Source organism: Pedobacter sp. B4419 (assembly GCF_059693725.1).
In genome coordinates this window covers 1,427,308-1,440,153 of sequence record NZ_JCASSL010000001.1, presented here as the reverse complement: position 1 = coordinate 1,440,153, position 12,846 = coordinate 1,427,308, and the positions used below count along the sequence as shown (strand labels likewise).

The 12,846-nt window shown below is 41.2% G+C and carries 13 protein-coding genes and 1 riboswitch; of the genes, 3 read left to right on the top strand and 10 right to left on the bottom strand.

Annotated elements, in window-relative coordinates; translation table 11 throughout:
• Window positions 1-70 precede the first annotated feature (70 nt).
• From AC570H_RS05760 to mutS, 5 genes are all read right to left on the bottom strand, one after another.
• The gene (locus tag AC570H_RS05760) at window positions 71-685 is read right to left on the bottom strand and encodes a thioredoxin family protein (protein WP_497352623.1); all 615 of its coding nucleotides are present in this window, start codon (window positions 683-685) and stop codon (window positions 71-73) included.
• 4 nt (window positions 686-689) lie between these two features.
• A complete protein-coding gene (locus AC570H_RS05755) occupies window positions 690-1,166 on the bottom strand; it encodes a TlpA disulfide reductase family protein (RefSeq protein ID WP_497352621.1) in 477 nt (158 codons plus the stop codon).
• A 308-nt stretch (window positions 1,167-1,474) separates the two neighbouring features.
• A complete protein-coding gene (locus tag AC570H_RS05750; protein WP_497352619.1) occupies window positions 1,475-2,023 on the bottom strand; it encodes a redoxin domain-containing protein in 549 nt (182 codons plus the stop codon).
• A 6-nt stretch (window positions 2,024-2,029) separates the two neighbouring features.
• Complete coding sequence (locus AC570H_RS05745; RefSeq protein WP_497352617.1) at window positions 2,030-2,572, bottom strand: C40 family peptidase; 543 nt, start codon at window positions 2,570-2,572, stop codon at window positions 2,030-2,032.
• Window positions 2,573-2,767: 195 nt separating this feature from the next.
• The gene (gene mutS, locus AC570H_RS05740; protein ID WP_497352615.1) at window positions 2,768-5,377 is read right to left on the bottom strand and encodes a DNA mismatch repair protein MutS; all 2,610 of its coding nucleotides are present in this window, start codon (window positions 5,375-5,377) and stop codon (window positions 2,768-2,770) included.
• Window positions 5,378-5,530: 153 nt separating this feature from the next.
• Here mutS and AC570H_RS05735 point away from each other — a divergent pair, with 153 nt between their 5' ends.
• Together AC570H_RS05735 and AC570H_RS05730 are read left to right on the top strand one after the other, a co-directional pair.
• Window positions 5,531-5,860 carry a nuclear transport factor 2 family protein gene (locus tag AC570H_RS05735; protein WP_497352613.1) on the top strand — a complete coding sequence of 110 codons (330 nt, stop codon included), beginning with the start codon at window positions 5,531-5,533 and terminating at the stop codon, window positions 5,858-5,860.
• Between the two features lie 77 nt (window positions 5,861-5,937).
• On the top strand, window positions 5,938-6,675 hold the full coding sequence (locus AC570H_RS05730) for a hypothetical protein (protein ID WP_497352611.1): 738 nt from the start codon (window positions 5,938-5,940) through the stop codon (window positions 6,673-6,675).
• 550 nt (window positions 6,676-7,225) lie between these two features.
• On the opposite strand, the gene AC570H_RS05725 is transcribed toward AC570H_RS05730, so the two are convergent.
• From AC570H_RS05725 to AC570H_RS05705, 5 genes are all read right to left on the bottom strand, one after another.
• Entirely contained in the window at window positions 7,226-7,951 is a 726-nt protein-coding gene (locus tag AC570H_RS05725) for a menaquinone biosynthetic enzyme MqnA/MqnD family protein (RefSeq protein ID WP_497352609.1), read from the bottom strand.
• A gap of 87 nt (window positions 7,952-8,038) precedes the next feature.
• Window positions 8,039-8,656, bottom strand: coding sequence for a histidine phosphatase family protein (locus AC570H_RS05720; RefSeq protein WP_497352607.1), 618 nt, complete (start codon window positions 8,654-8,656; stop codon window positions 8,039-8,041).
• Between the two features lie 45 nt (window positions 8,657-8,701).
• Window positions 8,702-9,892 carry an aminofutalosine synthase MqnE gene (mqnE, locus tag AC570H_RS05715; RefSeq protein ID WP_497352605.1) on the bottom strand — a complete coding sequence of 397 codons (1,191 nt, stop codon included), beginning with the start codon at window positions 9,890-9,892 and terminating at the stop codon, window positions 8,702-8,704.
• A gap of 296 nt (window positions 9,893-10,188) precedes the next feature.
• Window positions 10,189-10,587, bottom strand: coding sequence for a DUF4345 domain-containing protein (locus tag AC570H_RS05710; protein WP_497352603.1), 399 nt, complete (start codon window positions 10,585-10,587; stop codon window positions 10,189-10,191).
• A 168-nt stretch (window positions 10,588-10,755) separates the two neighbouring features.
• Window positions 10,756-11,247 (bottom strand): hypothetical protein, encoded by a 492-nt coding sequence (locus AC570H_RS05705; protein ID WP_497352601.1) that lies wholly within the window; start codon window positions 11,245-11,247, stop codon window positions 10,756-10,758.
• A 106-nt stretch (window positions 11,248-11,353) separates the two neighbouring features.
• Here AC570H_RS05705 and AC570H_RS05700 point away from each other — a divergent pair, with 106 nt between their 5' ends.
• Entirely contained in the window at window positions 11,354-12,475 is a 1,122-nt protein-coding gene (locus tag AC570H_RS05700; RefSeq protein ID WP_497352599.1) for a trans-sulfuration enzyme family protein, read from the top strand.
• 189 nt (window positions 12,476-12,664) lie between these two features.
• Window positions 12,665-12,777: riboswitch (SAM riboswitch) on the top strand.
• The last annotated feature ends 69 nt before the right edge of the window (window positions 12,778-12,846 follow it).

The following is a 12,846-nucleotide window of genomic DNA, read 5'->3' as shown; positions in this document are numbered from 1 at the left end:
TTAACTTGAAATCAAAAAGATTGTAGCCAAAGTTTCCTAAAGACTATCAACTACTGACTTACGACTGAATTTATTTCGAGGTGCCTTCTTTTTTCCATTTAATGCTGCAGCCAATTGCTTTGGTGGTAGTAACAGCAGGTTTTTTGCCTTCCAACAATGCGTTCACCGCATTCTGCACATAATTGTCTCGCTGGGCATTGGCTTCTTCCTGGTCATTGTCTATTGCACCAATGTAAGCCACTTCATTGCCTTTACCGGTTTTCTGCAACACAAAAACATGTGGTGTTTTGCTGGCGCCAAACTTTTTGGTGTAAACATGGCTCGGATCTTCCAAATAAGCATAACTGAAGCCTTTTTCTTTGGCACGTTCCTGCATTTTTTCATAACTATCGCCAGGCGAAGTGCCAGGATCGTTGGTATTGATGGCAACTACAGGATAGCCTTTCGGTGCGTACATTTTGTGGAGTGCCTCTACCCTGTCTTGATAAGCCTTCGCTACCGGACAAGTATTGCAGGTAAATACCAAGATATAGCCTTTTGCATCCTTGTAATTGGTTAGGGACACATTTTTTCCATCTACATTCTTTAAATTAAAATCTGCAGCTACGCTGCCAATCTGATAACCGCTTTGCGCATTTGCCGTAATACCTAGCATTACGAAACAAACAAATAGAATTCTTTTCATCTTTTTAGTTTTTTAAGTTTTCTACAATTTTGGTCAGCTCTTGATAGGTAAATTCTTTTTCATAAAACGATCTGATCTGTTTTCGGGTATTGATCAGTAAGGTTGCAGGTATCGCACCCGACCACTTTTGATCAACCCGCTCTATAAACTGTTGCTGATCGGGCTCGTTAATGACGTATACTTCTGATTTGATTTTATTCTTTTGTACAAATGGTACCACTTCTTTTTGCAATTTCGATTTGAAATCCAAACTTACCAGCAATACCTTTAATGGCTTGCCTTGGCTTTGGGCATTCAATTTTTCAAAATTTGGCAGCTCTTCTACACATGGGCCACACCAGGTTGCCCAAAAGTTGACCACATAAGTTGTATCTTTTCCTTGAGCCACCCTTTGCTCTAACTCACTTAAAGTTAACAATTTAACCTGAGCCTTGGTAACAGAAATTGTAAAAAATAAAATCAGGGCCAATAAGTATCTCATCAATTTACGATTAGGGTGTATCGTTGATTATCCTAAATGATAAACAACAAAATACTGAAACAAGTTTTAACAATCAAAGGCTAAACCTCTTAATGGTGATATTCGCTTCTTTTATCCAAAGCTTTGTAGATGAATAGATTAGATACCAAAGACATGAAGAACACGTCCTCCCGGACCTGATCCGGGATCTATCTTGAGAAAGATGCTGGATCGGTGTCCAGCATGACGATTAAAAACTGCTAACTTATCGATTAAAGATTGCTTCGTACCTCGCAATGACGTACTTTTTGAAGAAAAAGCGCCTTCGCTTACAACAGCTTATTCAGCTCTTGTTCTACAAATTTGTTTTTTGGAGTTGCTTTTGGATCCTCGTTATCGTCTATACGGCCAATGTACTTGATCAAAAAGCCATTAGCTTTCTTTTGCAATACTACCGCAGTTGGTGTTTGCCTAATGCCCAGCAAGAAGGTATATTTAAACTTGTCGTCTGATAAATAAGGAAAAGTAAAGCCTTTTTTATCAGACATTTTCTTCATCTCAGGCATGGCATCCAATGGATATTTGATCGGATCATCGCCATATGGGCCAATGGCTACAATCGGATAGCCTTTGCTTTTATATTTTTTATCAAGTGCCATTACCCTATCCTCATACATGATGCAATGGTCACAAGTGGGAGTCATAAATACAAGGACAAAACCTTTGGGCTGTTTCTGCGATTTGAGATCGTACATCGTGCCTTTTGTACTCAATAAAGTCAGGTTTGGCAGTATATCACCAACTTTTAGTGTTTTTTGCGCTTTTGAATGAAGGCTAAATACCAGGAGTAAGCAGAGAGAGAAAATAGTTTTACGCATATATATTTATTTTAAGGTTCCTGTTTTTACAATTGCATTCTGATAAACAGGCAAATTCAAATCGTCAACCACTACCCCTCTTGTGGTAGAAGCGTGGACAAAAAAATCGTTATTTAAGTAAACGCCTACATGATCTACTTCATTGCCTCCAAAAGAGAAAAAGACCAAATCACCTTCCTCTAAATTGCCAAGGCTTTTTTTCTTTACAGAATCGGCCTGATCACGGGAACGTCTGGGCAAAGTTAAGCCATAAATATTTCTTTCGAGCAACAAAGCGAAACCAGAACAGTCAATGCCACTTTTATCTAAGCCGCCGAGGCGATATTTTACTCCTGTCCAGTCTGTAATAAACCGGTACAGCTCCTTGCTCCTGAGATTAGCCATTGCATCGGCCACTTTCGAAGCTTTTAAATCTGGTCTGGCCGTATATTTTCGACTCCCACAAGAAGCCAAAGTTAATGCAAGCAAAATACCCAAAGCAATTTGAACAAATGTACGCGAATTAAGAAGCTGCCTGCGTTGCAAATTGATGTTTATGGCTTTGATCATAAGTTACGATTTGATGAACGCTGCCAAGATAAATTAATTAAAAATTAAATCTGTCAGCAGTTTTCCACTTTTCAACCATGTTTGGCTGTTCGTTGTTAGTTGTTCGTTGAGTCGTTGTTGGTTGGTTAGTTATTAGCTGGTCCGCACTCACAACTCAGCACTCATAACTCAGAACTCAATACTCCCAACTCCAAACTAATTCTTAATCAATCGCTGTATTTCATCTAATTTCAACAGGGCTTCAACTGGTGTGAGCGTATTTACATCAAGGTTATTGAGCGAATCACGGATTTTGATCAATACAGGGTCGTCAACCGCAAACATCTGCAATTGATAGGCTTGATTTTGCACTTTCTTGATGCTGTCTTTAATGCTCTGCCCTTCGGTGCGATCAATTTCCAAGCGTTTTAAGATTTCGTTGGCACGACTGATCAACTTAGATGGCATGCCCGCCAGCTTGGCCACATGGATACCAAAACTATGTTCGCTACCCCCAGGCACTAGCTTGCGCAGGAAAATAATCTTACTGCCAACTTCCTTGATCGCTACATTAAAATTCTTGATGCGCGACATGGTATTTTCCAGCTCGTTCAGCTCATGGTAGTGCGTAGCAAACAGCGTTTTAGGCCTTGCCGTTGGATGTTCGTGTAAAAATTCGGCAATTGCCCAAGCTATAGAAATACCATCGTAAGTGCTGGTACCACGGCCAATTTCGTCTAATAAAATCAAGCTCCTATCTGAAATGTTATTCAAAATACTTGCCGTTTCGTTCATTTCTACCATGAACGTACTCTCGCCCGACGAAAGATTATCTGAAGCTCCCACACGGGTGAATATTTTATCCGTCAGCCCCAAATTGGCCGATTTGGCCGGAACAAAGCAACCCATCTGCGCCATGAGCACGATGAGAGCGGTTTGCCGTAAAATGGCCGATTTACCCGACATATTGGGACCGGTAATGATAATGATCTGTTGACCTTCATTATCCAGAAACACATCATTGGTAATGTATTCTTCGCCGGTTGGCAACTGTTTTTCTATTACCGGATGACGTCCGCCTTTAATGTCTAAATCTTTTTTATTGTTTAGCTCCGGCTTTACATAATGGTTTTTGATAGCCAATTGGGCAAAACAAAGCAACACATCAAGCTGTGCCGTTAAATAGGCATTGAGTTGGATCGGCTTGATGTAATGTGCCACTTGAAACATCAGCTCATTGTATAGCCTTACTTCAATGGCCTGTATTTTTTCTTCGGCACCTAAAATCTGTTCTTCATATTCCTTTAGCTCTGGTGTAATGTAACGCTCTGCATTCACCAAAGTTTGTTTGCGGATCCAGCTTTCTGGAACTTTATCTTTATGGGTATGCGTTACCTCCAGATAATACCCAAACACGTTATTAAAGGATATTTTCAGGGATGGAATGCCCGTACTGGCTGCTTCCCTTTTTTGGATTTCGACCAAATACTCCTTGCCACCATAGGCAATTTTACGGAGTCGGTCCAATTCGTCGTCTATGCCATCGGCGATCACATTCCCTTTGATCAATAAAGCTGGTGGATCTGCCTGCAGTTCGCGCTCCAACCTTTCTTTGATACTTAAACAAGGATCCAGTTGCGAAGCCAAGGCGGTTAAAAAGGCATTTCCCGTCTTTTCTGCCAACTGTTTTACTTCATTGATATGCTCTAGTGCCCTTTTCAGCTGCATGAGTTCGCGTGGTCCGGCTTTTTGCAAACCCACTTTGGAAATCAGTCGCTCTAAATCGCCAATAGGCTTGATATGTCCTAAAAATTCATCGAGCAATTGTTCATGGTTCACTAAATAATCAACCATGCCCAAACGTTCTTGGATTGGCTTTAGTTCTTTTAATGGCATCACAATCCACTTGTGCAACAAGCGCGCACCCATAGGCGTACTGGTTTGATCGAGCACGCTGAACAAGGTTACGCCATTATCGTTAGCAGAGCTCACCAATTCGAGGTTGCGAATGGTAAAACGGTCGAGCCACATGAAACGATCTTCTTCAATTCTCGAAATAGCCGTTATGTGCTGCAGGTTTCTATGCTCGGTTTCGCCCAGGTAATATAGCACTACCCCTGCTGCGATTACCCCCGACTGCAATTTATCTACACCAAAACCCTTAAGCGAGTTGACCTCGAAATGCTTGGTGAGGGTTTCGTTGGCATAATCTGGCGTAAAAGCCCAATCGTCTAAGCCGTAGGTATAAAATTTATCCCCAAAGAGGCTAAAGAAATCTTGGCGCTTGTGTTTCTGGAACACCACTTCCGTAGGCCTAAAGCTCTGCAAGAGCTTGTCTATATATTCTGAACTGCCTTGGGCAATCAGGAATTCTCCGGTAGAGATATCGCAAAAGGCAACGCCCATGGTCTGCTTATCAAAGAAAACAGCGGCGAGGTAATTATTCGATTTTTGGCTTAAAATATTATCGTTGTAGGCAACTCCTGGTGTAACCAATTCGGTAACCCCGCGCTTAACGATGGTTTTGGTCATTTTTGGATCTTCCAGCTGATCGCAAATAGCCACCCTTTGTCCGGCCCTTACCAATTTAGACAGGTAATTTTCTAACGAGTGGTGCGGAAAGCCTGCCAACTCTAATGCCCCATTTGGGCCGGTTCCTCTTTTGGTCAGCACAATGCCCAAAATCTGGGCAGTTTTAACGGCGTCTTCGCCAAATGTTTCGTAAAAATCTCCGACTCTGAATAACAATAACGCACCAGGATATTTAGCCTTGATGGTATTGTATTGTTGCATTAATGGGGTTTCTTTCGCTGTTGCCTTCGCCAAAATTGATATGGATTTAAGAACCGTAAATATACTATCTTGTGGCTTAGCGATAAAACGTTTGTGGAGAAATTATGCGAAATGTTAACAGGTATCCGTTTGTTAAAACTCCAAGCCATTGCCATTGTTTATAATTAAGAACCAATAATTAAAGACATGGAAAGTAAAGCAATTGTACAGGGCTTTTTAGATGCACTTAACGCCGAAGATTTTGCCAAAGCCAGAACGTTTTTGAACAATGACATGAAATTCATAGGCGTAATGGGCACTCGGGATGATGCCGACACTTATATCGAAGACATGAAAAAGATGCGCTTCAAATACAGTATACAAAGGCTGTTTGCCGACGAAAAGGGCGTAGCTGTTTTTTATGATATCAATATGGGCAAAGAGACGATTTTAGCTGCAGGCTGGTACGAACTGGAAAACAACAAGATAAAAATCTTCAAAGTATTGTTTGATCGTCGTTCACTTTTAACTCATTAATAAGCCTTTACGCATATTTCTGTTAACCAAAGCTTAAATTAGCTTTATATAGGCTATCTTTGAGCAAATTAAAGCTAATGGCAATATTACATAACAAAGAACAAAAAATTCAGGTAGTACTAGGCAGGCTACCCAAAAAATATACACACGAGGAATTTGTAGCCCTATTTATCAAACTCTATTCTAAAGATTGGGGGAAGATCAAAGCAGCTTATATCAAGCAATCGCAAGACAAGGAACCTGGTACCATTGTGAGAATGCCCAAGCCAGATCTTTACCTGAAACAACTATTAGAAATTTACCTGCAAGCCCCTGCTGTAAAAGCCGCTCCTGTAAAGGAAGAAACAGCTGTAGCTGAAGAACCTAAAAAAACAAGCGAAGCTCCAAAGAAAGCCAAAGGAACAACTAAGGCTAAAGAAGAAACTTTAGCAACCGAGCCGGTAAAAAAGGCAAAAGCTACAGTTAAAAAAGAGGAAACAGCAACTGAACCTGCTAAAAAAACAGCGACAAAGACCAAAAAAGAAACTGTTGTTGCCGATGAACCTGTAAGCAAGCCTAAAAAAGCAAAAACTGCTGTCAAGCAAGAGGACGCTATAGCCGGGCCTGTTAAAAAGACCAGCACGAAAACCAAAAAAGAAGCTGTTGCAGCCGAAGAACCTGTAAAAAAAGCAAGTACGGCAACTAAAAAGAAGGCCGCTGAAACTGAAGAGCCTGCTAAAAAGGCAACGACTAAAAAGAAAGCTGTTCTTACCGAAGAGCCGGCCGAAGCTAAAGTCGCTACGCCTAAAAAAACTGTTTCAAAAGCTAAAAAATAGATTTCCCTGCCCTTGTTGGTGTTCTTCACCAACAAGAAATCTATTCATACCAAAAGATAAATAATGTTGGTTTTTGAAGTCAGTATAACCTGATAGAACAGCAGAAACCTTTGTTACTTAAACCTGATTGGCAGCGATAGTTTTGAGCGAAGAGAAAAACTTTAGCAGAAAGCAGAGCTTACGTTCAAATGAAAAACTGCACCTGTTTTCCCAAAAATTCATGAAACCTAAAATGTGCTAATTGTATCTGAAGCGCAATACCAGTGCAACAATTAGAGGCTGTCCAGCTTTTCGCTATATCTTTTTTGCTTAAAGGCAAAAAAGTATGCCGCTGCAATCTGGGCTACTTAACTTTAACCAGTGCAACCTAACCTAATAGCAGAGACTGTAGCTCCCTAAACCTGATTGGCAGCGATAGTTTTGAGCAAAGCGAAAAACTTTAGCAGAAAGCAGTACTAACATTCAAATGAAAAACTGTCCTTGCTTTTCTTAAATCACAAATTAACTGCCCTTGGAGCGCAATGCTTTGTAGCTGTGCAAATAAAGCAAATTACAGTTGCTGGATGTAGCCCAAAAACAGCTCCATGGCCTGTCTTTTGGCTGGGGTCAGTTCAAAATCCAATTTATGGAACAGGTAATCGTCCAGATCAAAATTTGGGATTGATGGCAATTCCTGCAGCAATTCTTTTCGGTGCGCCAAGCCCAGCTTTAAGGCCTCGTCAAATTCAGCAACAAACTCCTGTGGAATGGCTTTATTGGCTACCCAAGCCGCATAAAGGAAAGGCAAACCGGTAAACTTCATCCACTCCTCTCCCATATCGTAGGCATAGGCAAAATCTGCTACGCGGCCAAAGGTGCGATCGCCGATCAAAACCAGGGCATCTGCCTCAGCTGCCGGATCGGTTACAAACTGAACTTCTACCTTAAAATGGAATTTCAATAAAACCTTGGCCAGATTATTTGAGGTACGCGATTGCGGATCTAGACGCAGCGTTTTGATTTCCTGCGCCGGAACGTTCGAAAAAATAAAGACAGAATTTACTGCACCCACTGAGCCAATGCAATAGGAACCAATGATATTGGCATTAGGAACCAACGGAAAGGCCGCTACAGGAATCAATCCTATATCTACTTGATTGTTAATTAGTTTTTGCGCACAATCTGAAGGGATATCTAAACTCAAATCGATCTGGTTCTTCACTTCAGATCTTTCAATTCCGTAAATAAATGGCTTGGTATTGGTATAGGAAACTGCTGAAATCTTAATCTTATTCAAAGTTTTTCTTTATTTTATCTTGTCATGCTGAGCCGTCGAAGGATAGCTCTACAAAATTGCAATCGACAAGCTCTCTGTGACAATTTTTTATGACAATTCTTTTAAATGATCTGTATTATTGAAATCAATAACCCTAAAGGCATTGTTCTCGTAGTTCACTTTATAGAGCGTGGTGTTTTGGTGCGGGAAATCGGCCATTTCAGACAAAGGCTTATTGCTCAGGTAGCACAACAGCAAACGCATGGCCCTGCCGTGCATACAAACCAGTACCGTTTTTTCGTCTTCTTGACTTACGATAACCTGCATAGCCTCTTTTAGGCGATCCAACACCTCGTTGGGACTTTCTCCTCCCTCAAATTTAGCATCGTAATCGCTGCTTTGCCAGGCTTCTACCAATTGCAAAAAGGCATGCCGCGCTTCTTCGGTATTGGGCTGTCCCTCCCAAAGGCCCCAGGCCAACTCGTCTAAGCCGTCTAACTCTTGCCAAGGCAAGCCCAAATCTATAAATCCTTTTACTGTTTGATGGGTACGTTTTAAACTCGAGGTATAGATTTTATCAAAGGGAATCGACTGGTAATGGTCGAAAAATGCCTGTGCCTGTGCCCTTCCTGTATCATTCAGATCGCTGTCTACCCCACGCCCCTGCACAATGCCCAGGCGGTTCAATTCGGTTTCACCATGTCTGATGATATAAAGTTCTTTCATTTAAGGTTTTAAATGGTTGGAAGGTTTTAAGGTTGAAAAGCTATGTTAGTTTACAACTGGCAATTTATAGTATTGTGGCTTAACGTCTTCTTCAAACACCACATCGGTAAAATCGGTGACCACGTTATACAAAGTATCTCTTTCTATCGGCTTACGACCTACATGCCTAATCAAGTCTACCAGTTCTTTGGTACTCATGGCCGGGTTTTGTTCTTCGGCACCTGCCATCGAATAGATTTTAGTGGTATCATCCAAAGTACCATCGATATCATCCACCCCAAAATTAAGCGAAAGCTGAGCCGTTTCCCTGCTAATCATTGCCCAATAAGCCTTGATATGATCGAAATTGTCCATATAGATACGTGCAATAGCATAGTTTCTCAAATCTTCTACTACAGAAACCTCCGCTACGTTGCTCATCTGATTATGTTGGTTTCTGAACTTTAACGGAATAAAGGTTTGGAAGCCTCCGGTTCGGTCCTGCAATTGGCGCAGGCGTTCCATATGATCAACACGGTGTTCAAATTTTTCGATATGGCCATAAAGCATGGTGGCATTAGAGCGCATGCCCAGCTTGTGCCATTCTTCGTGTATAGCCAACCATTGATCGCCTGTACACTTGTCTTTTGCAATCTGTTCGCGTATTTCGGGATGAAAAATCTCTGCACCGCCACCAGGTATCGACTCCAGGCCTGCTTCTTTCATCAGCTTCATGCCCGTAGCGTAGTCTATTTTGGCTTTTTTAAAGATATAGTGGTATTCTACAGGCGTCAAAGCCTTTACATGCAAATCTGGACGGTGTTTCTTAATCGCCGTAAACAACGCCGAATAAAAAGCTACATCGTACTGTGGCAAAACGCCACCTACAATATGCACTTCGGTTACCGGCTCGTTATCGTATTTCCTCACTACATCCATCATCTCTTCCATGGTAAGTGCCCAACCCTCTTCCTTTTGCTTAATCAGCCTCGAATAAGAGCAGAATTTGCAATCGTACACACATAAATTGGTGGGCTCCAAGTGAAAATTGCGATTGAAATAGGTCAGATCGCCATGTTTCTTTTCGCGAATGTAATTAGCCAAAACACCCAAATACCCAAGCTCGGCATGCTCATACAGGTACACGCCTTCATCAAAAGTAACGCGTTGACCGTCTTTTACCTTTTGGGCAATTGCGAGTAGAGGCGCTGAAATAGTTGGATTATGGAGAAGAATATCTAAAGCTTGCACTGCCATCCTTTATTAATGTTTAGGCAAAAGTACAATAATGACCTAATTGAACATCATTTTCTTGTAAAAATGGCTTATTTAGAAACGATATCCAGTTTGCGGCTGGAAATTGGCGGTTTTCAGTTTCGATGAATTGTCATTGCGATCACGTTAACACTAGGTATTTGAAGCGCTTAATTGTTGCTGTTGTCAGCGCCAGTCCCGCTATCCGCTATAGCCTTCGTGCCTCGGGGCTGCCGCTTTTATCGGGGCTATGGAGTGAGGCCATTCGCTACAACGAGCTACTCCACGTTTAACCATACTTATTGATAAGCTACTTTCTGTTTTGCAAGCAGAAGCAAAGCAATTACGGCAAGTAAGCTTTCGATCCCTAACCACGTTAATATAAACGTACTTGGCTCTCCCTCTGCAACGATGCTGTACAAACGGCCAAGTGCAAAACCACCGCAATAAAGCAATACTAAAACGAGGGCTTCTCTTTGCATTTTAAATGATCCATAAATCAGATAAAATGCAAACATCATATTTACACCTCCGTAATAGGCTCTGATTGAATTTCGGGCACTAATGTTATCGAGCTTTACCGAAACCAAATCCATGATACTTTGCGGATTAAGAATTGCCTGTACAGCAATATTTAGAAATGCCAGACCTACCAGTATCAGAAAGAATTTCGTAATAATGACTGTGTGTTTTTTCATTTGTTTATTTTTTTCAAATGTATACAGTCGTTAAATTGAACTTCTTGATTGAAATCAAGATTTTGAACTGGCGGTTCAGTAAGCTAATCAGTAAAAAAGTTAATGAACAAAAAAAGCCATAGCTATACGTCCGTACAACTATGGCTCTTATTATCTTGTTAAGCGCGCTTATTTAGCTGCTTTAGAAAAATTCATTACGATATAAGCAGTTTTGTTGCCGTACTCAATCGGCGATTTGATGGTCATGTTTACATCATCGGCTGCTGCCAGCATTAAACGATAGCCTTCGGTTACGTTTTTAGCTTTATCGCCTTCGTATAGTTTTTTGAACTGGAAAGTCTCATCTGCAGGACTCACCGACCAGAAAATAGTCTGTACTTTCGCGGCACAAGTTGCACTCGATGGCAAACTGTAGCTGCCATTTCCGCTGTTGGTCAGGTTCCAAGTACTACCAATAAAACATTTATAAGAGCTTTCGCCTAAGAACGATTTTACCGCAATATCAGGAATACCATCAAAGGTGATGTTATTTAATACCCAATTGCCGGTTACGCCACCTCTTTTTACTGCAGGTGCGCCTGATGTTGTTTTCGGAGAACAGCTTTGTAACACTATTAATGAACTACAAATTAAAGCTGCTATTAAAAATATTCTTTTCATATACTTGTTTTTTGAATATGCTAATTACACAAATCTTGCCAAAACTTACAACTTTTAAGATTAAAATTTAGCTTTGCGATAAAACATTGTTAATTAAGAAGAAAAAATGAAACCCGAAACTACTGCCATCCATGCCCTCAATTTAACAAAAAGTGCTACCGGCGATGTAACCATGCCAATTAGTCTCTCTACTACTTTTTTAAGGGGCGATGATGGTGGTTATCCTGGCGGACACATGTACAGTAGAGTGAGCAATCCCAACAGGTCGGCATTAGAGAACGTAATCACAGCGCTTGAATTTGGTGAAGACACCTGCGCTTTTTCTTCGGGCAATACCGCTGGCATGGCTGTTTTTCAGGCATTAGAACCCGGAAGCCACATTATCGCGCCAGACGATATGTACTGGGGCTTTAAAAAACAGTTGCAGACCATCTTTGCTTCAACCTTAACCTTCGATTTCATCGATCTCACCAATATTTCAGTTATCGAAAGCTACATCAGGCCCGAAACGGCTTTAATTTGGGCCGAAACACCTTCCAACCCGCTTTTAAAGATAACCGATATCGAAGCCCTTGCCGCAATTTGTAAAAAGCACCAGCTGATTTTTGCCTGCGACAGTACTTTTGCCTCTCCTATTTTGCAAAACCCGATTAAGTTGGGCGCTGCCATCGTGATGCACTCTACTACTAAATACATTGGCGGGCATAGCGATGTTTTGGGTGGATGTTTAACTACTGCACATAAAAACGAGTTTTGGGAGAAAATTAGAAATGTACAGCAAACCGGTGGTGCAGTTCCTTCTCCTTTCGATTGCTTCTTGTTGTTACGTAGCTTAAAAACATTGGCTTATCGCATTAAAGGCCATTGCGAAAACGCAACAAAACTGGCCGAATACTTAGAAAAACACCCTAAAATTGAAGCCGTTTACTATCCTGGTTTAACTTCTCACCCACAACATGAAATCGCCAAAAAACAGATGCGAGATTTTGGAGGGATGCTTTCCATTTTGGTAAAGGGTGATGCGGCAAAAGCCAGAACCGTAGTCAACAATGTGCATTTGTTTGCACAGGCTACTAGTTTGGGAGGCGTAGAAAGCTTAATCGAGCATCGTGCCTCTGTTGAAGGTCCGGATACCAAAACCCCACAAAATTTAATTCGGGTGTCGGTTGGCCTAGAACATATCGACGATTTGATTGCCGATTTGGATCAGGCACTGGATAAGATTTAGCAATTGAAACTAAACTATCGATCCTTAAACTAAGGACCATACACCAACAAAGTATACACATTAAACCTTAGCTATCAGCAATTTAAAAATAAATCGAAATTTTATTTTGCAGTTTCTTAAATTTTCTCATACCTTTGAAACATTATTCGGCGAAAGCTGAATTTCCAAGTCAATATCTTTTTAAGATTTGATTTATAAAGAAGTGGCGAGAGACAGGCTCTTTGACCCACTGGCAACCCTCCCTAACGGAGAAGGTGCCAATTCCTGGCCGGGCAACATGGTGTTGTTTGGAAATATAAATTGAAGAAAATGAAAAAGTTCAATTCACCATCGCTCCTTAGCGAAAACCCAAGTTCAAAACCCAACAGGTC